This window comes from Polaromonas sp. LjRoot131, assembly GCF_964252805.1.
Lineage (GTDB): Bacteria > Pseudomonadota > Gammaproteobacteria > Burkholderiales > Burkholderiaceae_C > Polaromonas.
In genome coordinates, this window is the sequence record NZ_CAXUPF020000002.1 from 488781 (window position 1) to 512801 (window position 24021).

The window sequence follows — 24021 nt, forward strand, 5'->3', positions numbered from 1 at the left end:
GACAGGGGCGTACATGACCGACGACATCTTTTCGCTCGAGAATTTTGAATACCTGTGCTATTCACGGCAGCAGGAGCCGGCCGCGCGCGAGCTGGTCAAGCTGCTGCTGCTCATCGACCGGAATTACGGCAACCTGGACGGCAACTTCGCGCTCAGCCTGTCGGCAGCCATAGGCGTGCGGGAGCGCGACGCGCACGGCCTGACCCGCCTCACCAGCGCCATCTCGGCCCTGTTTTCGGATCCGACTTTTCATGTTTCGCCCGGCGGCTTTGGCCAGCTCATCAATTTCCAGCGCTGGCTGTCGGCGCTGTTCGCCGCCAGTGCTTTTGTGCATTGCGACCACATCCTGAGGTCGCTCAACTTCCTGGGCTCCGGCGCGCCGGAGTTCCACGTGAGCGAGCGGGACCTCGTGAAGTTCTGCTTCCTGTATTCGCCTGAATCGGAAATCCCGCTGGACGTGGAGTTGCTGTGGCGGCAGAACAAGAGGCTGGCCGCCGCGCTGTTCGTGGCCCTGCTGTCGCCGCGCTTCCTCGGCTCGCCCGCCGCGCATTCCAAGCGCGAGGCGCTGCTGGCCTGGCTGCCCGCCCACCTCGATGAAATCGAACGCCTGGACATCCTGCCGGTGGGCATCCTGCATGACGTTTACATGCATTGCAGCTATGCCGACCTGCCCGGCCGCCATGAAATCAAGCGCCCCATCAACCGCCTGGTCCGCAAAAAGCTCGAAGCGCTGGGCCTGGACCGTGTTGCGCCCGCGCTCGCCGTGCAAAGCGTGGACAAGCCCATCATGCTGGTGTTGCTCGAGTGGTTCTCCGGCGGGCATTCGATTTACCGCACGCATTCCAGGAGCCTGGAGGCCGCGCGCCGGCATTTCCGCCTGGTGGCCATTGCCTACTCCGGCAACATCGACGAACTGGGGCGAGCGGTGTTTGACGAGGTGATTGATTTTGCCGCGCCCAACGACATGATCGCCTGCCTGCGCCAGCTGCACGCGCTGGCCGGCGCCCTCAGGCCCGCCGTGTTCTACATGCCCAGCGTCGGCATGTTCCCCATCACGATGTTCGCGGCCAACCAGCGCCTGGCGCCTGTGCAAGTGGCCGCGCTGGGCCACCCCGCCACCACGCATTCCGACCGCATCGACTACATCAGTGTGGAAGACGATTTTGTCGGCGACCCTGCCTGCTTCAGCGAAACCCTGCTGCGCCTGCCGAAAGACGGGCAACCTTACCGGCCCTCGGCCATCGAGGTCTCACTCGCGCGGCCGCAGCGGCAGGACGCGGCCGTCGTCAACATCGCCGTGGCCGCGACCACCATGAAGCTCAACCCGAAGTTTCTGCTGGCCTGCCAGAAGATACGCGCGGGGACGCGCAAGCAGGTCCGTTTTCATTTCCTGATCGGGCAGGCGACCGGGCTGATCTATCCGCAGGTCCGCCGGTTGATACGCCGCTACCTGCCCGACGCCGAGATCTACGCGCACCAGCCCTACCCGGATTACCTGGCCATCTTCAGCCGCTGCGACATGTTCCTGAGCCCGTTTCCTTTCGGCAATACCAACGGCATCACCGACGCAGTGACGGTCGGCCTGCCCGGCGTGTGCAAGACGGGACCCGAGGTGTTCGAGCACATCGACGAAGCCCTGTTCAGGCGACTGGGCCTGCCGGACTGGACTATTGCCGCCAGCGTGGAGGACTATGTCGCCGCCGCCGTTCGCATGGCCGACAGCTACGCGGAGCGGGCCGAGCTATATCGGCGGCTTGAGCGGCGCGAGTGCCTGAATATCTTGTTCGAAGGCCGCGCGGAGTGCCTGGGCGATCGTTTGCATCAGATCTGGTTGGCCGCGGCCGAGGAGGGCTTGCCCGCCAGGGCCTGATGCATGGCCTGGCGGTCCAGCGCTTTTTCCCAGGCGCACACGGCGATGCAGCCCACGCAATTGCCGATCACGTTGGTGAGCGAGCGGCATTTCATGAGCCGCTCTATGCCCAGCAGCAGGACAATGCCGGCCACCGGAATAATGTTCAGGCTGGCCAGCGTCGCGGTCAGGGCCACGAAAGCGGAACCGGCGATGCTGGTGGCGCTCTTGGACGTCAGCATCGCGATGCCCAGCAGTGACAGCAAATGCCAGAACCCCAGTTCGACGTGCGAGACTTGCGCGAGGAAGACCGCCGCCATGGCGATGTAGATGTTGCTGCCGTTCAGGTTGAAGCTGTAGCCGGTCGGCAGCATCAGGCGCACCACTGGTTTGGCGCAGCCCATTTTTTCCAGCTTCACCAGCAGGCCCGGCAGGGCGGCGATCGATGAACTGGTGAAGAAGACCAGCATCAGTTCTTCCTTCACGTAGGCGATCAGGCGAAAGATGTTGCAGCCGGCGGCGCGCGCGACCAGGCCCAGCGCGACGCAGACGAAGAGGATGCTGACGAGATAGATCGCGGCGACAAAATGCAGCAGCGGCAGCATGGAGGAGATGCCGTAGCGGCCTATCATGAAGGCCATGGCGCCAAAGGCCGCCAGCGGCGCCAGCTTCAGGACCATGCCGACCATGCCCTGCAGCACCTGTTGCACCGACTCGATGAGTTCCAGCAGCCCGCTGCCGCGTTCGCCCACGCGCCCCAGCGCGATGCCCGAGAGCGTCGCCAGCAGCAGGATCTGCAGGCTGTTGCCGCCGGTGAAGGCGCTGGTAAATGTCGATGGGATGATGTCGAGCAGAAAGCGGGTCTTGCTGCCCGCGGCCGGCACGGCGGCCGGCACGGCATCGGAAAAAATCGGTGCAAAGCCCTTGCCCGGTGCCAGCAGTGTGGCGCCCAGGATGCCCGCCGCCAGCGAGATGACGGTCATGGTCTCGTAGTAGACGATGGCCTTGACACCCACCTGCGTGGCTTGGAGCCGGCTGCGCATGCCGGCGATGCCGGACACCACCAGGCAAAAAATCAGCAATCCGATCAGCATACCGACCAGGCGCAAAAAGCCGTCGCTAAAGGGTTTCATCTGCGCGCCGGCTGAGGGGAAGAAATGCCCCAGCAGCATGCCGGCGGCAAAAGCGAGGGCCATCTGCGCGATGGGATGGCGGAGCGTTTTTCTGGTTCTGGTCATCGATGACCCAGTCTACGGGCGATCCTGATGCGGTGGCTTGGGCGCCGCGCCGTACGGCGCTTTTCCGAGGATGGACGGCAAGAGTAAAGACGCCAAGGCGTCACCCGGCGCAATGGGTATATGCATAAAATCCGGAAGCTACATCGCTGATACTAAAAAAAGATGGGTCGACCTCATGGAACTCAGACATCTGCGTTATTTCCTGATGGTTGCCGAGGAGCAGCATTTCACGCGCGCCGCCGAACGGCTGAACATGCAGCAGCCGCCGCTGAGCCACCAGATCCGGCTGCTGGAAGAGGAATTGGGCTTTGAGTTGTTCCGCCGCCATCCCAAGGGCGCGGCGCTGACGGCCGGTGGCGCGGTGTTTGTGCAGGAAGCCCAGGCCATCCTGCGGGGTGTCGAGCAGGGCGCGAAGCGCGCCGCGCGCGCCGCGCAGGGCTTTGAAGGCACGCTGTCCATAGGCTTTACCAGCTCGGCCGCGGCCCATCCCTTGATTCCCGGCATCATCCGCGCCTACCGCGGCGCTTACCCCGATGTGCACCTGGATCTCAGGGAAGCCAATGCGGCCGAGCTGACCGAGGGCATAGACAGGGGCAAGGTCAATGTCGCGATTTTGCGCACCCCTGTCAGCCATCCGCGCGGCGTGAGCTTTGTTTCCCTGCTCGAAGAAGAGATGCTGTTGATCCTGCCGGTGGGCCATGCGCTGGTGGCAGGCGCCGCCAAGGGCAAGATGCCGGCCCTTGACTTGAAGTCCCTGGCCGACGAGCAGTTCATCCTGGTGCGCAGGCACGGCGCGCCGGGCATGTATTCGAACCTGATCGAGGCGTGCGAGAACGCGGGCTTCACACTCAGGATCGCCTCGGAGGTGGATCGCATGCTGACCAACATCAGTCTGGTCGCGGCCGGTGCGGGCGTTTCCGTGGTTCCCGCATCCATGAAGGATTTCCACCGTGAGAGCGTGGTGTACTGCCGCATCCGCAATGCCAGGCCGGCTCTGGTGGCGCCCATCACGCTGGTGAGCCGGGACGACGGCAACTCGCCTGCCGAAAAGAATTTCATAGACCTGGCCCAGAGCCTGGCGCAGCAGTACAAAGCCTGAGCGCGCGCGAGGGTGCGGGGGTGTCAAATACCTCGGCTCCACGCGGATTTCAATGCAAAATGCCTTGACGGGCCTGCCCGGCTTCAGGCCTTTGCCTTCCAAGGTGGGCGCCGCCAACCACAACGCTTGTTTCTATGAGAACCCGCCACATTGAAGTCCTGCAGGCCATCCTGCGCACCGGCACCATCAGCGGCGCGGCGCGCCTGCTGCATGTGTCGCAGCCCGCCGTGACCAAGGCCCTGCAGCACGCCGAGGCGACCGTCGGCTTCGCGCTCTTCAACCGCGAAGGCAAGCGGCTGGTGGCGACGAAGGAGACGCACGCATTGGCTCCCGTTGTGGAGCAGGCCACGGGCGGCCTGGACGCGGTGCGCGAACTGGCGCGCAACCTCAAGCTGGGCGCCGACAAGGCGGTGCGCGTGGCGGCCGTGGCCTCGCTGGCCAACAGCGTGCTGCCGTCCGCGGTGCTGGCCGCCCGAAAACTGTTTCCGAAAATGCGCAGCGAGCTCAACACCGGCCACACCGAGGACATGATGCAAAAGCTGCTCATGCACGAGGTGGACCTGGCCATCGCTTTCGACCCGCCGCTGCATCCCTCGCTGGACTGCGTGGAGATAGGCCACCTGCAGCTGGTGGCTGCCTGCCTGCCCGCGCGGCTCGGCAAATACGCGCGCAACAAATCGATTTCGGCCGAGGCGCTGGCGACCATGGAGCTGATAGAGCTCTCGGGCAAGGACCCGCTGGGCCGCATCTATTCGCGTTATGCCAACCGCTTCAACTGGCAGCAGGGCAAGACGGCGGTGCGCACCTACCAGATGGCGGTGCGGCTGGCCGAGCTGGACCAGGGCGTGGCCATCGTGGATTCGGCCAGCGCCAATTTCTTTTCCGACAAGCTCAAGGTCCTGCCGCTGGAGCCGCGCGCCGAGTTCCCGGTCTGCGCGATGTACCTCAAGGCGGCGGCCGTCACCGACATCATGCGCGCGCTCACGCAGTGCGTGAGTGACGAACTCCAGAAAGTCCAGGACGCAACCTGGCAGCCACGGACCTGAAGGGCCCGGAGCCGGCTTTCAGTACTGGCTGGCGGTGACAGTCTCTTTCGCGGCGATGTGCCCGCGCAAACCCTCCACCACACGCCGCGCGGCGACCAGGTCGCTCAGGCCCACGCCGACGGCTTTGAACAATATGATGTCCTCGGGCGAACGGCGCCAGGGCGCTTCGCTGCCCAGCAGCTCGGGCAGGTCGCTGATCTGCGAGGCATCCAGGCTTTTGTCGGCCAGCCCGATCACGATCTCGCCGGCTTCCACCAGGCTTTGCGGCTTCCACTCGACGATCACGCGGTCGCTGCGCGCCCGGCTGACCTGGTCGATCTCGGTGCCGTTGGGCAGGCTGGTGCCCACCGCGCAGATGGCTGCGCCGCGCTGCAGCCAGGCGCCGTCAAACAGCGGCTGCTTGGAGCGCGTCACGGTGACAACGAGGTCCGCGCCGGCCACGGCCTCCTGCGGCGACACCTGGCGCACCGCAATGCCGTAGCGCGTGGCCAGCGCTTCGCAGGCACGCGAGACGTCGGCCGTGTCGACGACGGCGATCTCGGAAAAACCGATGGTTTCCTGCAGGGCCTCCAGGTGCGTGCGGCCCTGGATGCCCAGGCCGAAGAGGGCCATCTTTTTCGCGCCCAGGCGGGTGACCTTCCGCGCCACCCAGGCCGTCATGGCGGCCGTCCGGGCGCGCGTGATTTCCGCCGCCGGCATCACGTGGTGGTCCTGCCGGGCCAGGTCGAAGAGGTTGACCAGGAAGTCGAACTGGCCGTTGAGGCTGGTGTAGGTCTTGTACGCGGCGACGCCGCGGCTTTCCCACAGCGCGCCCATGCCGCTGAGCTTCCAGCTGCCGCAGTCGATGCGCTGGCGCGCCTGGATGGCGGCGTCGCCGCTGCGCAGGGATTCGAAGGCCGAGGGGAGGTCCTGCAGGACTTCGCGCCAGCTGATGGCGCGGGCGACGTCTTCGTCGCGGTAGGTGTGGATCATGAAAAGTGCTTTCGGAAAAAAGGGCCCGGCCGGATAAAGCCAAGCTTGGGGCCGAGGATCAGTTCATCCTAAGTTGGCACGCGCACCCGCCCTCATCACATTTCTGCGAGTCCGATAACCTGAAGTTATGGGCCCCTCTGGTGAGCTTGCGCGCACGGCGGCCGGCGCACGCCCGCAAGCCTTGACGCCGCCGGGCTTCGTTTGCCATGATGGCCGCGTACTTCGCTTTTGCGCAGCCGCTTGCCTGAAAGAGCCCTCATGGACATGTCCGCCTTCCGTTTTTTTTTCCGCACCGGTTTCAAACTTTGCATCCTGGTCTTCGCGTTGCTGCCGGCAAGCCAGGCCGCGTGGGCGCAACAAGCGAAAACCGTGAACTTCCCCAGCGAAGACGGCAAGACGACGCTGGTGGCCTACCAGTACGCGCCCGATACGCCGGGCCCGCACCCGGCGGTGGTGATGCTGCACGGGCGCGGTGGTTTGTACTCGACGCTCAAGCAGACCTTTGATGCCGACTCGCTGTCTTCGCGCCATGTGATGTGGGTGAAGTTCTGGGTCGAGCGCGGTTATGTGGCGTTGCTCGTGGATTCCTTCGGGCCCCGTGGTTATGCGCGCGGTTTTGAAGCCGGCACCAACGACGGCAGCCGGCCGGCCAGCGTCAACGAAATCACGGTGCGCCCGCTGGATGCCTATGCGGCCCTGAAATTTTTACGCGGCCAGCCCGGCGTGATCAAGGACAAGGTGTTCCTGCAAGGCTGGTCCAACGGCGGCAGCACGGCGCTGTCCGCGGCCTCCACCACGGCGCCCGGCATTGAAGCGCCTACCGAGGCCACCGGCTTCCGGGCCTTCCTGAGCATGTACCCGGCTTGCGCCCAGGTCATGCGCAGGTTCACCAGCAGCTACCGCAGTTATGCGCCCATGCTGCTGCTGATCGGCACGGACGACGAGGAGGTCAAGCCGGAACGCTGCGCGCAGCTTTCCGGGATCGCCGAGCGCAACGGCAGTGACTGGCAGTTTGTGCTGTATCCCGGTGTCGAGCACTCCTACGACACGCCCACGCGCAAGCGCGAAGCCGTGCAGGCCAACAAGCTGGCGGCCGAGGACAGCAAGCAGCGCGCCGAAGCCTTCTTCGGCAAGTTCCTCGCGCGTTAACAAGCCACCGAGCGCCGCTCACAAAGTCCTCCCGGCGTTGTCCCTCTCTTGTTTCCTCTCCCTCTGGGAGAGGGTTAGGGTGAGGGCCGGCGGCCTCAAATACGCAAAGCGAAACTCAAGCGCCGTCAGCCCTCATCCCCGCCTTCTCCCTGAGGGAGAAGGGGCAAAACATCGAACGCCCGCCTTGTTGCGGGCGTTCTGCTTTGCGCACGCCGCTGGTGCGCGGTGACGCGAGACAGTGCGCACAAGTGGGTTGGTTGATGGCGGATACATATTTTCTGCACAGATAAATAACCTCAGGTTATGGATATGGGCGGGTATTTCGAACTGGTCCTTACAGATAAATACAAGTCAAATATCCAGCGGGGGAAACCAGCTTTCATGCGCGGCACGGGACCGGTGGAGAGCCTTTCAAAAACTACAGATGCAAGCAACCAACGTGAACAGATCCAGAAGCCGGCCTTTCAAACCCAGTGTCATCGGCGGCTTGCTGGCGCTTTCCGGTTATGGCGCCTTCGCGCAGGCACCCGATGCCGGCCGCATGCTGGAGTCCATCCGCGAACGCGCGCCGGGCGTCAGCAACCCGGCGCCGGCGGACACGCCGGCCGTGATTGAAAAACCCGCGGAAGAAAGCCGCGCGGTATCCGCCGACTCCAGCGCGCGCGTCACCGTGACGCGTTTCGAGTTCAGCGGCAATGACTCCATCGACGCGCAGGCCCTGGCCGCTGAACTGCAGGGTTTCACCGGCCGCGAGATCGGCTTCGAGGCGCTGACCGAGGCCGCCGCGCGCATTACCCGCTTTTACCGCTCGCGCGGCTTCCTGGTGGCGCGCGCCAACCTGCCCGCGCAGGACATCGCCGGCGGCACGGTCAGGCTGGACATCCAGGAGGGCCGGCTGGGCATGGTGAGCGTGGAGCCCGCCAAAAACGTGCGCCTGGACAAAGAGGTCGCGCGCCGCTTCATAGCCGGCCTGGTGCCCGGAGCGGTGATCCGCGAGGACGAGATCGAGCGCGCCCTGCTGCTGCTTTCGGACCTCCCCGGCATCAGCGTGCGCTCGGTGCTGCGCGCGGGCGCCCAGCCCGGCACGGCCGACCTGGTGGTGCGCGTCACTGAAAGCCCGCTGGCGCAGGCGCGCTTCGGTTTCGACAACCAGGGCAACAGCTACACCGGCCGCAACCGGCTCACGGTGGAGCTGTCGGCCAACGACTGGCTGGGCCTGGGCGAAGCCTGGAGCGCCAAAGGCATCACAAGCTTCGAGGGCCTGACCGCCCAGACGCTGGGCGTGTCGGCGCCGCTGGGCGGCTCCGGCCTGCGCGCGGGCCTGGCCTATACCAACCTGCTCTACAAAATCGGCCGTGACTTCGCGCCGCTCGATGCCAGCGGCGAGGGCGAAAGCCTCGGCGGTTTTGTGGCCTACCCTTTCCTGCGCGGCAGGCAGGCCAACCTCACGGGGCAGTTGGCGCTGGAGCAGAAAAACTACATCGACCGCGTCAACCAGGCCGGCCTGGACGTCAAGAAGTCATCGACCTTGGCCAGGCTGGACATTTATGGCGACTGGCGCGACGGCGTGACCGGCAACCCCGCGTTGACGAGTTATTCCCTGGGCCTGACGCGCGGCCGCCTGAGCCGCGACACCATGTCGGACGCAGCCTTCGACGCGCGCGCGGCCCAGACGGCCGGCAACTTCAACAAGCTCAACTGGGCGCTCTCGCGCCTGCAGGCGCTGCCGGGCGGCTTCACGCTGCATGCCTCGCTGTCGGGCCAGCAGGCCTCGAAAAACCTCGACTCGTCGGAAGAGTTTTTTCTGGGCGGCCCGAATGGCGTGCGGGCCTATCCGCAGGGCGAAGGCGCGGGCGACGAGGGCTGGCTGTCCCGGCTGGAGCTGCGCCACGGCCTGGGCCGCATGGGCGGTTTCGGCGTGGAGGGGTTTCTTTTTTATGACGCGGGCCGCGTGCGCATCGACAAAAATCCCTGGGATCCCGCGCAGGTGAGCAACCACAGGAGTTTGCAGGGCGCCGGCCTCGGCCTGGTCTTCACGCGGCCCAGGGCGCTGAGCGTCAGCGTCGGCGTGGCCTTCAAGCCCACCAGCACACCGAGCACGGTGGAGGCCTCGCACAGCCCGACCTTGTGGCTGCAGGTCAGCGGCGCGCCGCAAGCCTTCGCCGGGCTGGGTTCCTCGCTGTCTGACGATGCCGAACTGAGTTCGGACAAGTTTGAAATCTTTGGTGGCTTCGGGCTGGAGTTCGAGCAGGTCGCCCGCGACGGCGCGACGCAGGCCGGCCCGCGCGGCGCCACCCAGTCGGCCACGCCCACGGGCAGGCAGCTGCCTTCCTACCTGCGCATCAGCGACCCTTCGTCCTCGATCGGGGTGCGCGGCGCGCTGGGCCTGGGCGGCGGGCTGGAGGCCTTCTGGCAGGCGGAGGCCGGCGTGGCCTACAAATACGTGCCCAAGTCCGGCCCGAGTTCCGAGCGCCCCGAATCCAACGCGGCGACCACGCTGCAGGATGCGGGCGTGGGCCTGCGCAGCGCCGACTGGGGCGCCGTACGCTACGGCCAGTGGACCATGCCGTTTCGCGACATGACCGCGAAGTTCGACCCCTTCAACGACTACGGCATCGGCGGCGCGGGCGGCATCATCGGTTCGCCCGGCCTGGGCGTGGGCTCGTCCAGCGTGGCCGGCCCGGTCACCGAAGTGGGCGACGCGAACAACGACGACGCGGCCTTCATACGCCGGCAACCGGGCGTGTGGCAATACGCCACGCCCGAATGGAAGGGCCTGTCGGCGCGCATCGCCTATTCGAACAACGGGCGCAGGGCGGCGCCCGACCTGGGCGCGGGCTCGGCCTGGGGTTTCAGCGGCTCCTACGTGAACGGCCCGTTCAAACTGGGCATCGCCTACGAGCAGCACAACCAGTACTTCGGCATCGCCAGCCTGGGCCGCAACAACCGCGGCGTTGGTTCCTCGGCCACCGCGGTGACCCAGGGCACCTCGTCGCGCGACTGGGCCGCCAGCTTCGGCGCCAGCTACACGGTGGGTGCGACGACCTTTTCCGTGCTGCTCGACAAGCTCTCGTATTCCGAGTCGGACGTCATTCCCGGCAACACGGTGCTGGACCTGCAAGGCTACCGCCGCGGCGCCGGGCTGGTCGGCGTGACGCACACCCTAGGCCCGTGGGAATTGCGCGCCAGCGCCGGCCGCGCTTCGCCCGGCACCTGCAGCGTGGTGTCCAACGATCCCGCGCTGCGCAGCTGCTCGACCACGGGCCTGGGGGCGACCCTGGTGGCGCTGGGCTTTAACCGCACCGTCAGCAAAAACCTCAGCGTTTACGGCACCTACTCGCGCATCCGCAACGACGGGTCGGCGAGCTACAACTTCCGCACCGGCGCCGTCTTCGCCTCGGCCGGCAACGCGCCCGGCGTAGGCGCCGACGTGACCGGCTACGGCCTGGGTTTCAAGTACAGGTTCTGAGAAAGAGAGTCACGCATGCATCCCCTCCACCGCCGTTCCTCCCGCTCCTTCCGCCCTCTGTTGAACGCCGTCATGCTGGCCGTGCTGGCGCTGCAGGCGGGGCGGGTTTTCGCCGACGCGCTGCCGGGCAATGCCTTGCCCACCAACGGCCAGGTGGTCGGCGGTTCGGGCAGCATCGCCGCCTCGGGCAATGTGCTGACCGTCAACCAGCTCAGTGACAAGCTGACGGCGCAGTGGGATACCTTCAACATCGGCTCGGCGGCGAAGGTGAATTTCGTGCAGCCCTCGCGCGCCTCCATCGCGCTGAACCGCGTGATGTCGAACGATCCCTCGCGCATCTACGGCCAGCTCAATGCCAACGGCCAGGTGTTCCTGGTCAATGCCGCGGGCGTGCTGTTCGCGCCCGGCTCCAGCATCAACGTCGGCGGGCTGGTGGCCAGCACGCTGGACATTTCGAATGCCGACTTCGCCGCGGGCAACATGCGCTTCACCCAGGGTGCCGGCGCCGCCGGGCAGGTGCTCAACCAGGGCACGCTCACGGCGAGCGAAGGCGGTTACATCGCCTTGATAGGTCCCCAGGTCGCCAATGAGGGAACGATCAGCGCGCAGCGCGGCACCGTGGCCCTGGGCGCGGGCAGTGCCGTCACGCTGGACCTGCACGGCGACGGCCTGCTCAACTTGCAGGTGGACGGTGCCGCGCTGGCGGCGCTGGCGTCCAACAGCGGCACCATCCAGGCCGACGGCGGGCTGGTCGTGCTGGCCACGCGTGCCGGCGGCGACCCATTGGCCACCGTGCTCAACAACAGCGGCACGGTGCAGGCCAGAAGCCTCAGCAACCGCAACGGCGTGATACGCCTCGAAGGCGGCGACACTGGCGTCGTCGCCGTCAGCGGCACGCTGGACGCCTCGGGCTACGGTGCCGGCCAGACCGGCGGCACCGTCAAGGTGCTGGGCGACAAGGTCGGGCTGTTTGCCGGCGCGCGGGTCGATGCCTCGGGTGATGCCGGCGGCGGCACCGTGCTGCTGGGCGGCAACTGGCAGGGCTCGGGCAGTGAGCAGCGCGCCCGCGCAACATTTATCGATGCCGACGCGCAGATCAAGGCCGATGCGGTGAGCACCGGCAATGGCGGCAAGGTGGTGGCCTGGTCCGACGAGAGCACGCGCTACTACGGCAGCATCAGCGCCAAAGGCGGCGCCGCGAGCGGCCAGGGCGGCAATGCCGAAGTGTCGGGCGTCAACTTCCTCGACTACGCGGGCACGGCCGACCTCACGGCGGCCCACGGCGGCGCGGGCTCGCTGCTGCTGGACCCGACCAACATCACGATCTCGACGGGCGGCAACACCGCGACCTGGAACGGCAGCAACACCTTCACCGGTTCGGGCGCCTCGTCCATCCTCAACACCACCACGCTGGTCAACCAGCTGGGCACGGCCAATGTGACGGTGAGCACGGCCAGCGCCGGCGCCTCTCTGGGCGACATCACGGTCAGCAGCGCCATCGCCTACAACGGCGGCACCGACCGCACCCTGACCCTGCTGGCGAACCGCGACATCAACGTCAATGCCAACATCACCTCCGGCACGGCCAAACTCAATGTGGTGCTGAACTCGGCCTCCGCCGGCGGCTCGGCCGTCGGTTCGGTGTCCCTGGGTTCGGGCGCGCAGATCGTGAGCAACGGCGGCAACATCACCATAGGCGGCGGCCCCGATCCCACGACGGGTTACGCCACGGGCGGCGGCGTGACCACCATAGGCTTTCGCATGGTGGGCGGCGGCAGCCTGCTGAGCAGCGGCGCCGGCAACATCCTGATCAACGCCAAGGGTGCGACGGGCCAGGCCTTCTCCATGGGCACCAGCGCCAACACCATCCAGAGCACCAGCGGCCACATCACCCTGAATGCCCGCAACGCCGACGCCACGGCTTTCGGCATGAACAGCGGCACCAACATCATCCAGTCGACGGGCACGGGCAACATCACGATCAGCGCCGAGTCCACCGGCAACGCGCTGGGCATGACCATGGGCTCCAGCGGCAACAACACGATCCGCGTCGCGGACGGTGTGCTCAGCATCAACGCCAAATCGACAGGCTCCAGCAGCGCGCTGGCCATAGGCTCGGGCACCAACACGCTGCAAGCCACCGGCAGCGGCAGCCTGGCATTGACCGGCAGCTCCAGCGGCTCGGGCAACGCCGTGTCCATGATCACCGGCACCAACCTGATGCGCACGGCGGGCGGCAACATCGCCATCAGCGGCACGGCCACGGGTACAGGCAGCGCCATCGTGCTGGGCGATGGCGCGGCCCAGGCCAAGGTCGAGTCCACGGGCGCGGGCAACATCACGCTCACGGCGAATCGCCCGGTCACGATGAACCTTGCGACGCTGAGCTCCGGCGGCGGCAACATCTCGGTGTCGGGCACGGGCGCGGGTGCGACGCAAGGCATCGCGCTGACCGGGGGCAGCAAAATCCTCACCACAGGCGCGGGCGGCATCACGCTCACGGCCGGCAACACCGGCGGCAGCGCCCTGCTGATGGGCTCGGGCAACAACCTGGTCGAGGCGGGCGGCAGCGGCAACGTCACGCTCAACGTGCAGTCCAGCAACGCCGGCTCCGGCTCGGGCCTGACCATGGGCAGCGGCGGCACCAACACCGTCCGCACGGTTGACGGCCTGCTGGCCGTCAACGCCTCGTCGGCCGGCACCAGCAGCGCGCTGGCGCTGGGCTCGGGCAGCAACACGCTGGAAGCGACCGGTGCCGGGCAGGTGGCGCTGGCCGGCACGGCCACGGGCTCGGGCAATGGCATCTCGCTGGCCGGCGGCACCAACCAGGTCAAGACCGCCGGCGGCAATCTGTCCCTGTCGGGCACCAGCGGCAACGGCGGCGACGGCATCACCTTCGGTTCGCTGAACAACTCCGTGCTGTCGCAGGGCGGGAACATCAGCCTGAGCGGCAACAGCACGCGCGGCGTCGGCATCTCCATGGCCACCGGCACCAACCTGGTCCAGGCGGGCGGCCAGGGCAGCCTCAGCGTCAACGCGCAATCGGCCGCCACCGGCGCCGGTTCGGGCTTGGGCATGGGCACCAGCGGCAACAACACCTTGCGCACCGCGGACGGCGCACTGACCGTCAATGCGCAATCGGCCGGCACCAGCAGCGCGCTGGCACTGGGCTCGAGCACCAACCTGATTGAATCGACCGGCAACGGATCGCTCGTGCTGGCCGGCAAGGCAGTCGGATCGGGCAACGGCATCTCGCTGGCGGCCGGCGGCACCAACACGGTCCGCAGCGTGGGCGGCGACCTGTCGGCCACCGGCACGGCGACGGGCGGCGGCGACGGCATCAACATGGCCAGCGGCAAAAACAGCTGGCTCACGCAGACCGGCAACATCACGCTGTCCGGCATCGCGGCGGACTCGGGAACCGGCATTGCCATCCGGCCCAGCACCGACATGGCGACGATTGAAGCGCGCGGCGCCGGCAACATTACTTTCAAGACCGACAGCTACGACAGCTCGCCGACTTCCACCGGCACCGGTTCGGTGCGCATAGCCAGCGCCGGCGGTGTGCTCACCCTCGAGCAGCTGACGCCGGGTACCACTATAGGCATGGGCGACGGCGCGACCGGGCAGCTCAACTGGGACGGCACGGAAATCGGCCAGGTCGCCGGCTTCTCCTCGGTGCGTGTGGGCAACGCGCTTTCGGGTGCGATCGACCTGCGGCCGCCGTCCTTCCCCGCGCCCGTGGTGCTGCCGGTGCGCTCCAGCGATGCGCTGCGCCAGCAGGCCGCCATCGTCGCCTCCACGCATGACCAAGCCCCCGGGTCGGCGGCCGACCATGAGTCCAGCGAGAACACACAGGCCTTGCGCGGCGAAGAACCGAATCTGCTGAAGGTGGAGGGCTTTGATGCGCCGCGTTAAGGCATGGCAACTGGCCGCGCTGGCGGCGCTGGCCTTGCCCTGCCTCGCGCAGGAAAAAGTGCAGTTCCCCAGCCTGGACCGCTGGCAGGGCACGGAACGGCTGGTGCTGGACGGCTACCTCTACAAGCCGGCGGACCCGGGCCGCTTTGTCGCGCTGGTGATGTTCCATGGCTGCGCCGGCGCCCTGGGCAAAAGCGGCGCCATCACCCAGCGTTTTCGCGACACCGCAAAACTGCTCAACGGCATGGGCTACGGCGTCTTGCTGGTCGACAGCTTCAACCCGCGCGGCGAAAGGCAGATCTGCACGGTCACGCCCAAGGCCCGTTCCATCCAGGAAGAGCAGCGCTGGCTGGACGCCTACGGCGCGATCGAATACCTCAACACGCGTGCCGACGTGGTGGCGGGCAGGATAGGCGCCATCGGCTTTTCGCACGGTGGCACGGCGGCCGTGCAGGTGATGAATGCCGAGTTGCCGGTAAAGCAGCAGGGTGCGCCGGGTTTTGCCGCGGCGATCGCCATGTACCCCGGCTGCGCTTCGACGCTGGCGGCCAGGCCCGACTATGTGGCGTATGCGCCGCTGCTCATCCTGGCCGGCGAGCTCGACGACTGGACACCGGCCCGCTACTGCCAGAAGCTGGCCGAACGCAGCAAGGAACGCGGGCAACCCGTGGACATCGAGGTCTACCCCGAGGCCTACCACGGCTTTGACGAACTCAGCGCCGTCAAGCTGCGTGAAGACGTGGTGCGCAGCGGCAAGCCGGTGCACGTGGGCGGCAACCCGGCCGCGCGTGTCGCCGCCCACGCGAGGATCCGCGAATTTTTCGCCAGACACCTGCCGGCTCACTGAGCGGGCGCCTTTATTCCCAAAAACTCACAAGGAAAGACCATGCGTTTACACACACGAGCCCGCGTTTTGGCGCAGCTGGGCTTTGTTTTTTTTATGTCACAGGCGGCGGTGCACGCGCAGCTGCAACCGGTGCCGGCCCAGGACGTCGCGCCCGAGCCTTCCTCGGGCTACACCGAGAAGAAGGCTGTCACGGCCAAAAAATTCATGATCGCCACGGCCAACCCGCACGCGACGCGCGCGGGCCAGGAAATGCTCAAGGCCGGCGGCAGCGCGGTGGATGCGGCCATCGCCGCCGCCGTCATGCTGAATCTGACCGAACCGCAATCCTCGGGCATAGGCGGCGGCGCCTTCATCGTGAGCTACGACGCGGGCCAGAAGGCGCTCAACGCCTATGACGGCCGCGAAAAAGCGCCGGCCTCGGCCAAAGGCGACCGTTTCCTCGACGCCAAGGGCAAGCCCCTGCCGCTCAGGGAGGCCATCAATTCCGGCAAGTCCGTCGGCGTGCCCGGCCTGCTGCGCGTGATGGAACTCGCGCACCAGAAGCACGGCAAGCTGCCCTGGGCAAAACTGTTTGAGCCCACGATACGCCTGGCCGAAAATGGCTTCGCGGTGTCTGAGCGCCTGCACACCGTGATCAAGCTCGACAAGACCTTGCGCGCCAATGCGAATGCGCGCGCCTATTTTTACGACGCGGCCGGCGAGCCGCTGGCGGTCGGCGCCACGCTGAAGAACCCCGACTTCGCGGCGGTGCTCAGGCGCGTCGCCAAGGAAGGCCCGGATGCTTTTTACAAAGGCGAGATCGCCCGCGACATCTCGGCCGCCGTGAATGGCCAGGCCCAGCCTGGCGGCATGACGCTGCAGGACATCGCCGGCTACCAGGCGCGCGAACGCGCGGTGCTGTGCGGCGCCTACCGCGCCTACAAGGTCTGCGGCATGCCACCGCCTTCGTCGGGCGGCATCGCGGTGCTGGCCATGCTGGGTGCGCTGGAGCGTTTCCCGATGTCCGGCGTGCGGCCCAATTCCACCGAGGCCGTGCACCTGTTTTCCGAAGCCGGCCGCCTGGCCTATGCCGACCGCGACTACTACGTGGGTGATCCCGATTTTGTGAACGTGCCGGCGACGGCGCTGGTCTCGCCCGAATACCTCAAGAGCCGCAGCGCACTGATACGCCCTGACGTGAGCATGAAGCGCGCCGCGCCCGGCGTGCCGGCCGGCGTCAAGCTGGCCTGGGCGCCCGATGAGGAATCGGAGATCCCGGCGACCAGCCATATCTCGGTGATCGACCCCGCCGGCAACGCGGTGTCCATGACGACGACGATTGAAGCGGTGTTCGGCAGCCACATCATGGTGCGCGGATTTTTGCTGAACAACCAGATGACGGACTTCGCGCTCGCGCCCGAAGAAAACGGCTTGCCGGTGGCCAACCGCATCGAAGGCGGCAAGCGCCCGCGCAGCACCATGTCGCCCACGCTGGTGTTCGACGCCGACGGCAAGCTCAAGATGACGGTGGGCTCGCCCGGCGGCAGCGCCATCATCAACTACGTCACCAAGACACTGGTGGGCGTGCTGGACTGGGGCCTGGACGTGCAACAGGCGATTTCATTGCCGAACATGGGCAGCCGCAACCGCGCCACCGAGGTCGAGCTGGGCAGCGAGCTTGAAAAGCTGTCCGGTCCCTTGAAGGCGCTGGGCCACGAGGTGCAGGCCATCGAGTTCACCAGCGGCCTGCAGGGCATTGTGGTAACGCCCCAAGGCCTGGTCGGCGGCGCCGATCCGCGCCGCGAGGGTTTTGTGCTGGGGGAATAAGGCGTTTAGAACCTGTTTACGATCTAAGTGGGGTCACGTTGGGGTGCAATCGGGATGAGTGGGCCGACCGGGCACGCCGCATGGGCTTATGCCCATGCAAGGGTCCGGGTGGCTCAATCGCCCGATTTCACCCCAACCCGAAGGGCAAGCGCCTTCTCGGGCGGTCTGCGGCGTTGCGGCGCTAGCCCATAGATGAACTATGGGCGTCGCACCGCGCCTTGCATCCCATCCCGAGAAGGGGCTTGCGTGACCCCACTTAGATCGTAAACAGGTTCTTAGCCTGGGTTGGCTATCTGCGAAGATAGCGTGCTTTATTTCAAGCAAACCCAGGAGCAAGCATGCAAGACGGTATCCACTCTGAGAGGTTTCAGGCCTCTGCGCGCGCATGACGACGAGCGGGCAACTGGGTTTCGGTTTTGACGAGGGCATGCTGGCGATGGCCGCCGAGGCCGCCAAGCTGCGCAAGCCCAAGGCGCCCAAGCCTGCGCCCCCGGCACCCGCGGCGCCCTCCGCCACGACCGGCGACAGCCCGGAGGCCATGGCCCTGGCGCTGGAACGGCACGCCGACTATCGCGTGCTCAGGCGCCTGGTGCCGGCCATGGAGTTTCCCGGCGCGCCGCTGGGGCCCGTGGCCCATGTCGTGATCCTCGATACCGAAACCACCGGGCTCGACGCCTCGCGCGACCAGATCATGGAGCTGGCGCTGCTGCGCATTCAGGTCGACACCCAGACCGGGCTCGCGACGGGGCCGGTGCAGGTCTACGACGGGCTGCGCGACCCGGGCATGCCGGTGCCGAAAATCGCGCGCGAGATCACCGGCATCACCGACGAGATGCTGGCGGGCCAGCAACTGGACATGGCGCGCGTCGCCAGCCTGCTGGAGGGCGTGGACCTGGTCATCGCGCACAACGCTGGTTTTGACCGCCCCTTCGTGGAAGGCCTGGTCCCCCAGGCGCAGGGCCTGAACTGGGCCTGCTCCTTCGCCGACATCGACTGGACGGCGGCAGGCCACAGCTCGGCCAAGCTCAGCTACCTGGCCTCCGAGCTGGGCTGGTTTTACGATGCGCACCGCGCGGAGATGGACTGCCACGCCCTGCTCAAGGTCTTGCTGGCCGGGCTACCGGGCCTGGGTGTCAACGGGCTGGCGCACCTTCTCTCGGCGTCCCGCCTGCCGAGCTACCGCCTGCAGGCCACCGGCGCGTCTTTCGCGGCCAAGGACGCTCTCAAAAACCGCGGCTACCGCTGGGACAGCACCGCCAAGGTCTGGCACACGCGGCTGGGCGGGGACGCCGCGCTGCAGGCCGAATGTGAATGGCTGCAGCAGGAGGTCTACGGCGGGCGTGCCGCGCGCCTGGCGTGGGAGCGTTACGACGCCGCCAGCCGCTACTCGGGCCGCGCGGGCACGCCCGGCTGGGCGCAGCTGAACGGCTAGCCCGCCGGCCCCTGCCGGGAACAATCCCGCGCAGGCGGTGTCTGACGGCCTTATGGATGAATCCCAGGAGTTCCCCTCATGAATATCGTTAAAACTGTTTCCGGCGCGGTGCTGGCCGCGCTCCTGGCCGCGGGCTGTGCCACCAGCGTACAGCCCGGCATGTCGCGCGAGCAGGTCATCGCCAGCTACGGCACGCCGACACGCACGGTGCCGCTGGCCTCGGGCACACGCCTGCAATACTCCGCCCAGCCGGCGGGCCAGTGGGCCATCATGGTCGACCTCGATGCCGCGGGCAAAGTGGTCAGTAGCAGGCAGGTCCTGAACATCCAGGACTTCTCCAGGATCGAAGTCGGCAAATGGACGCGCGCGGACGTGGAGCGCGAGTTCGGGCGTCCCGCGAAGGTCGACGGTGTGATCTCCTGGCCGGGCGACATCATGACCTACCGCTGGCGCGACGGTGTCCAGGACATGTTCTTCTTTGTCTACCTGGATGCGGGCAACGTGGTGCAGCGTGTCGGCCAGGGCATGGAGTTCCCGATCAGGGTGAACGACCGCTGACTTATCCCCTCTTCCCCTGGGAGAGGGCTAGGGTAAGGGCCAGCGGCCTCAAAACAAACGCGGCGAAACACCAGCGCCGCAAGCCCTCATCCCAACCTTCTCCCAAAGGGAGAAGGGGCAAGAATCAATCCCGCGACGCAAGCCGGCCTATCTCCGGCCAGCGATGGTGCAAATACATCCAGGCCACCAGGCCTATGCACATCATGCCCAGCGACACCGCGGCCAGCGCGGGGGTGGAATGCATCACCAGCGGCGCGACGATACCGGCCACGATGCCGTTGGCGGTCGAACCGATAAAGGCCTGCAGCGACGACGCCATGCCGCGCCGCTCGGGGTAAAGGTCCAGCACCAGCAGGGTGACGACAGGCACCATCAGCGCCCAGCCGAAGGCGAACACCGCGATCGGGAACAGCGCCCATGAGGCATGCGGCGTGAAGACCAGGTTGGCCGCGAGGTTGAGCACCGAGGTCACCAGCATGACCACAAAACCGTGGCGTATCTGCTGCTTGGGCGCGATCTTGCCGGCCAGGCGGCCGCTGAGCCAGGCGCCGGACATGATGCCGGAGATGGTCAGGACAAAAAACCAGAAGAACTCGGTGGGCTGCAGCGACAGGTGCTCGCCGAGGAAGGCCGGCGCCGACAGCACGTACAAAAACATGCCGTTGAAGGGCACGCCGCTGGCCAGCGCCAGCAACAGGAAGCGCGGGCTGGAGCCCAGCTGCCAATAGCCGCGCATCAAATGCCGGACTTCGAAGGGCTGGCGGTCCAGCGGCGGCAATGTTTCGGGCAGGAAGCGGAAGTTGGTCGTCCAGAGCACCACGCCCACGCCCGTGAGGAACCAGAAGATGCTGTGCCAGCCCAGGTGCACAAACAGCCAGCCGCCCACGATGGGCGCCAGCGCGGGCGCCACGCCGAAATAAATCGTGACCTGGCTCATGACCTGCTGGGCCTGGGCCGGCGGGTACATGTCGCGGATCACGGCGCGCGAGACCACGATGCCGGCGCCCGTCGACAAACCCTGCACGGCGCGGAAGAAAACCAGCTGGCCTATGCTTTGCGACAGCGCGCAGCCCGCCGAGGCCAGCGTGAACAGCGCGATGCCCCAGAGCACCACCGGCCGGCGGCCGAAGCTGTCGGCCAGCGCGCCGTGAAACAGGTTCATGAAGGCAAAACCGAACAGGTAGGCCGACAGCGTCTGCTGCATCTCCACCGGCGTGGCGCCCAGCGAACGCGCGATGCCGGAGAACGCCGGGATGTAGGTGTCGATGGAAAACGGCCCCAGCATGCCGAGGATGGCCAGCAGGGCGGCGAGTGTCCAGCGCGGGGCGCGCCAAAGCTGGTCGGCGTTGGGGTTCATGCGTTTTTGAGTTTAAGGGCGGTTTCGTAGAGTTCGTTGCGGCCCACGCCGGTGATGTCGGCGGCCAGTTTCACGGCGGTCTTGAGCGGCAGTTCGGCCAACAGCAGCTGCAGCACGCGCGTGCCGTCCTCGGCGCTCTCGGGCGCGGAAGAGGGGTGCAGCACCAGGGCGAATTCGCCGCGTGTGCGCTGCGGCCCGGCGGCCAGCCAGGCCGCGAAGCCCTGCGCCGGCACCGTCGCGATTTCCTCGAACTGCTTGGTCAGCTCGCGCCCCACGGTGACGAGGCGCTCCCCCAGCACGGCCATGGCGCGCGCCAGCGCCTCGATGCGGTGCGGCGCCTCGAGGATCACGATGGCCCGCCTGTCGGTTTGCAAATCGGCGATGGCCTGGTCGCGCTCGCCGGCCTTGCTCGGCAGGAAGCCGGCAAAGACAAATCCGGTTTCACCGCCCGGGCTGCCGAGGCCGGCCACGCTGAGCACCGTGGTGACGCTGCTGGCGCCGGGCAGGGGCATGACGGCCAGACCGGCCGCGCGCACCGCGGCGACCAGGCGCGCGCCGGGATCGCTCACGGCCGGCGTGCCGGCGTCGCTGACGTAGGCCACGCGCTCACCGCGCTGCAGGCGTTCAATCACCAGGCCGGCGGCCTGCGCTTCGTTGTGTTCATGCACCGCGAGCAGCGGCTTGTCGATGCCGTACTGGCGCAGCAGGGGCTGGGAGTGGCGCTTGTCCTCGCAGGCAATGGCGTCGACCAGCTGCAGCACCTGCAGCGCGCGCAGGCTGATGTCGGCCAGGTTGCCGATGGGCGTGGCCACGACGTACAGCGCGCTTTCCGGATAATGCTGCATGCCCGCCGCGGCGCGCGCCGCATCCAGTGCCAGTTCGAAAGAAGCGTTCAATGTGGTTTTCCAGAAAACAGGTTTCCAAGGTGCCGCCGGCGGCCGCGGTTGCCGACGCGCGTCCCTTGCCCGGGCAGGTTACCACCAAGTCGCGCGGCGATGCCGCGGAATCCGCCGCGCGCGCCTGCCTGCTACGGGCCGGCCTGCGCTTCGTGGAGGCCAATTACCGCACGCCCGGCCGCGGCGGCGGCGAGATCGACCTGGTGATGCGCGCGCCCGACGGCACGCTGGTGTTTGTGGAAGTGCGCCAGCGCGCGGATGCTTTGCACGGCGGGGCGGCGGCCAGCATCAGCGCCGCCAAGCGGCAGCGCATCGTGCTGGCGGCGCGCCACTACCTGATGCGTTTCGCCAGCCCGCCGCCCTGCCGTTTTGACGTGGTGCTGGTCAACGGCGCGCTGGGCGACAAAACGGCCGCCGCCATCGAGTGGCTGCCGGCGGCGTTTGATGCTTCGTGAATGAGGGCTTGCCGGCGCGCGGCCGGCTACTTCGTCAGGGCCTGGAATTCGCTCGGGTGGACGGTCTCGAACATCTTGTTGTCGCGCAGGAAGGCCACGATCCAGTGGCCGAAGGTCTGCGTGAAATGCATGGGAACGGCTTCGTTGAGCGCGAGCGCGATGGACTGCCGGACCGACACGTCGATGTCGAGGCTGTCCGAGGGCGGCACGTCCACGCGTATCAGCATGAAGGTGTCGCGGTCCTGCAGCTCCACGCTCGGGGACGGCCATCTCGCGGCCGTCGCGCGCATGAAGGCGGCGGCTGCGTTCCTGGCGACCTCGGGATCAAAAACGGGACTGCTCATGGGGTGCGTGGACTTCGCTCTTTTAGTAACTGGGTGTATCGATGATGGCGCAATCTTCCCCGGCGCTGCCGTCGCGGGCGAAGTTTTCAGAATGAACCGGGCATAGTTCCGGTAACTAGTTCCGGTTTTTCAAGCCCCGTCATTCAAGCCATGTTCGCGGTCGGAGCGGGGGGCCTGCCGTTGCGCAAAGCCTCTGATTCTATAAAGATTGCGAAGGAGGCTGGCCGCTGCCTGTCGCGAAAAGGCGCGCAAGCAGGCCGGGGCGCGAAGGGCCGGCATGACCCGCTATCATTGGCCCATGCTTGAACAACGCATAGAACAGCAATTCATCGACAGCGCCGACCTCAAGTACCAGGCCGCCCAGGTCCTGTCCAAACCGATCGCGGCGGCGGTCCAGGCCATCCTGGCCAGCGTCACCAGCGGCGGCAAGGTGCTGGCCTGCGGCAATGGCGGATCGGCCGCCGACGCCCAGCATTTCGCGGCCGAGTTCGTCGGCCGCTATGAACGCGAAAGGCCCGAGCTGGGCGCGATCGCCCTGACGACGGACAGCTCCATCATCACGGCGATCGCCAACGACTACGATTTTTCGGTGATTTTTTCCAAGCAGGTGCGCGCGCTCGGCGGTGCCGGCGACGTCCTGCTGGCCATGAGCACCAGCGGCAACTCGGCCAACGTGCTGGCCGCCATCGAAGCCGCCCACGAGCGCGAGATGACCGTGGTGGCCCTGACGGGCCGGGGCGGCGGCAAGATCACCCACGCCCTGCGTGAAACCGATGTGCATGTCTGCGTTCCGCATGAGCGGACCGCGCGTATCCAGGAAGTGCACCTTCTCGTCCTCCATTGCATCTGCGATGGCGTGGACACCCAGTTACTTGGCGACCAGGAGACCTCTGTATGAAATTTGTCCGGTTTAAACGGCTGACTTTGGCCATCACGGCCGCAACCCTGCTGGGCGGCAGCCTGACGGCCTGCTTCCCGCTGGTCGTGGGCGGCGTCGCGGGCGGCGCGCTGGTGGCGACCGACCGCCGCACTTCCGGCGCGCAGCTGGAAGACGAGGGCATCGAATTGCGCGCCACCAGCCGCATCCGCAGCAATGTCGGCGAGCGCGTGCACGTCAACCTGACGAGCTACAACCGGCAGGTGCTGCTCACGGGCGAAGTGCCGACCGCGCAGGACAAGCAGCTGGTCGAGCAGATCGTCGCGCGCGTGGAAAACGTGAGCTCGGTGGTCAACGAACTGGCCGTCATGGGCAACGCGACCCTGACGCAGCGCTCTTCCGACGTCCTGGTCACCGGCCGCGTCAAGGCCATGCTGGTCGATGCGCGCGACCTGTCCTCCAACGCCTTCAAGGTGATCACGGAGCGCGGCACGACCTACCTGATGGGCCGCGTCACGCAACGCGAGGCCGATCGCGCCACCGAGGTGGTGCGCTCAACGCCCGGTGTGCAGAAGGTTGTCCGGATTTTTGAGGTCATCAGCGAGGAAGAACTGGCGCGCATGCTGCCGGCCAAACCTGCTCCGGCCCCGGCTCAAAGCACCAAGCCCGCAGGCAGCTGAAGCAAGGCAAAGCAAAGCGGCCGCACCGG

General features: G+C 66.9%; 18 protein-coding genes. 13 read left to right on the forward strand and 5 right to left on the reverse strand.

Annotated features, from left to right (window positions below):
* The first annotated feature begins 13 nt into the window (after positions 1–13).
* Positions 14–1870, forward strand: a complete 1857-nt coding sequence (locus ACSQ27_RS12840) for a peptide transporter (protein ID WP_436155881.1) — start codon at positions 14–16, stop codon at positions 1868–1870.
* Here the strand turns inward: ACSQ27_RS12840 and ACSQ27_RS12845 are convergent.
* Positions 1822–3087: a cation:dicarboxylate symporter family transporter gene (locus tag ACSQ27_RS12845; protein ID WP_436155882.1), complete on the reverse strand. Its 1266-nt coding sequence runs from the start codon at positions 3085–3087 to the stop codon at positions 1822–1824. The two genes, ACSQ27_RS12840 and ACSQ27_RS12845, sit on opposite strands and share 49 nt — an antisense overlap.
* 175 nt (positions 3088–3262) lie before the next feature.
* Between ACSQ27_RS12845 and ACSQ27_RS12850 the strand changes: the two genes are divergently transcribed.
* Both ACSQ27_RS12850 and ACSQ27_RS12855 read left to right on the forward strand, forming a co-directional pair.
* A complete protein-coding gene (locus ACSQ27_RS12850; protein WP_436155883.1) occupies positions 3263–4186 on the forward strand; it encodes a LysR substrate-binding domain-containing protein in 924 nt (307 codons plus the stop codon).
* Between the two features lie 134 nt (positions 4187–4320).
* Complete coding sequence (locus ACSQ27_RS12855) at positions 4321–5232, forward strand: LysR family transcriptional regulator (RefSeq protein WP_436155884.1); 912 nt, start codon at positions 4321–4323, stop codon at positions 5230–5232.
* Positions 5233–5250: 18 nt separating this feature from the next.
* On the opposite strand, the gene ACSQ27_RS12860 is transcribed toward ACSQ27_RS12855, so the two are convergent.
* Positions 5251–6204 (reverse strand): ornithine cyclodeaminase family protein, encoded by a 954-nt coding sequence (locus ACSQ27_RS12860; RefSeq protein ID WP_436155885.1) that lies wholly within the window; start codon positions 6202–6204, stop codon positions 5251–5253.
* Positions 6205–6462: 258 nt separating this feature from the next.
* Between ACSQ27_RS12860 and ACSQ27_RS12865 the strand changes: the two genes are divergently transcribed.
* From ACSQ27_RS12865 to ACSQ27_RS12895, 7 genes are all read left to right on the forward strand, one after another.
* Positions 6463–7353 (forward strand): dienelactone hydrolase family protein, encoded by an 891-nt coding sequence (locus ACSQ27_RS12865; RefSeq protein WP_436155886.1) that lies wholly within the window; start codon positions 6463–6465, stop codon positions 7351–7353.
* 439 nt (positions 7354–7792) lie between these two features.
* Positions 7793–10822: a porin gene (locus tag ACSQ27_RS12870; RefSeq protein WP_436155887.1), complete on the forward strand. Its 3030-nt coding sequence runs from the start codon at positions 7793–7795 to the stop codon at positions 10820–10822.
* A 15-nt stretch (positions 10823–10837) separates the two neighbouring features.
* Positions 10838–14740, forward strand: coding sequence for a beta strand repeat-containing protein (locus tag ACSQ27_RS12875; protein WP_436155888.1), 3903 nt, complete (start codon positions 10838–10840; stop codon positions 14738–14740).
* On the forward strand, positions 14727–15587 hold the full coding sequence (locus ACSQ27_RS12880) for a dienelactone hydrolase family protein (RefSeq protein WP_436155889.1): 861 nt from the start codon (positions 14727–14729) through the stop codon (positions 15585–15587). The genes ACSQ27_RS12875 and ACSQ27_RS12880 overlap by 14 nt, the downstream gene beginning before the upstream one ends.
* A 39-nt stretch (positions 15588–15626) precedes the next feature.
* Positions 15627–17393 carry a gamma-glutamyltransferase gene (gene ggt, locus ACSQ27_RS12885; protein WP_436155890.1) on the forward strand — a complete coding sequence of 589 codons (1767 nt, stop codon included), beginning with the start codon at positions 15627–15629 and terminating at the stop codon, positions 17391–17393.
* Between the two features lie 385 nt (positions 17394–17778).
* Positions 17779–18825: a 3'-5' exonuclease gene (locus ACSQ27_RS12890; protein ID WP_436155891.1), complete on the forward strand. Its 1047-nt coding sequence runs from the start codon at positions 17779–17781 to the stop codon at positions 18823–18825.
* Positions 18826–18903: 78 nt separating this feature from the next.
* Positions 18904–19383 carry a hypothetical protein gene (locus ACSQ27_RS12895; protein ID WP_436155892.1) on the forward strand — a complete coding sequence of 160 codons (480 nt, stop codon included), beginning with the start codon at positions 18904–18906 and terminating at the stop codon, positions 19381–19383.
* Positions 19384–19507: 124 nt separating this feature from the next.
* On the opposite strand, the gene ACSQ27_RS12900 is transcribed toward ACSQ27_RS12895, so the two are convergent.
* The gene (locus ACSQ27_RS12900) at positions 19508–20740 is read right to left on the reverse strand and encodes a multidrug effflux MFS transporter (protein ID WP_436155893.1); all 1233 of its coding nucleotides are present in this window, start codon (positions 20738–20740) and stop codon (positions 19508–19510) included.
* The gene (rsmI, locus tag ACSQ27_RS12905; RefSeq protein ID WP_436156236.1) at positions 20737–21585 is read right to left on the reverse strand and encodes a 16S rRNA (cytidine(1402)-2'-O)-methyltransferase; all 849 of its coding nucleotides are present in this window, start codon (positions 21583–21585) and stop codon (positions 20737–20739) included. The genes ACSQ27_RS12900 and rsmI overlap by 4 nt, the downstream gene beginning before the upstream one ends.
* 50 nt (positions 21586–21635) lie before the next feature.
* Here rsmI and ACSQ27_RS12910 point away from each other — a divergent pair, with 50 nt between their 5' ends.
* Positions 21636–22091, forward strand: a complete 456-nt coding sequence (locus tag ACSQ27_RS12910; protein WP_436155894.1) for a YraN family protein — start codon at positions 21636–21638, stop codon at positions 22089–22091.
* Positions 22092–22117: 26 nt separating this feature from the next.
* Here ACSQ27_RS12910 and ACSQ27_RS12915 read toward each other — a convergent pair whose 3' ends face one another.
* Complete coding sequence (locus tag ACSQ27_RS12915; protein ID WP_436155895.1) at positions 22118–22435, reverse strand: hypothetical protein; 318 nt, start codon at positions 22433–22435, stop codon at positions 22118–22120.
* Positions 22436–22733: 298 nt separating this feature from the next.
* On the opposite strand from ACSQ27_RS12915, the gene ACSQ27_RS12920 reads away from it, so the two are divergent.
* Positions 22734–23333 carry a phosphoheptose isomerase gene (locus ACSQ27_RS12920; RefSeq protein WP_436155896.1) on the forward strand — a complete coding sequence of 200 codons (600 nt, stop codon included), beginning with the start codon at positions 22734–22736 and terminating at the stop codon, positions 23331–23333.
* Positions 23330–23992 (forward strand): BON domain-containing protein, encoded by a 663-nt coding sequence (locus tag ACSQ27_RS12925; protein WP_436155897.1) that lies wholly within the window; start codon positions 23330–23332, stop codon positions 23990–23992. Before ACSQ27_RS12920 ends, ACSQ27_RS12925 begins: the two co-directional genes overlap by 4 nt.
* Positions 23993–24021: the final 29 nt, after the last annotated feature.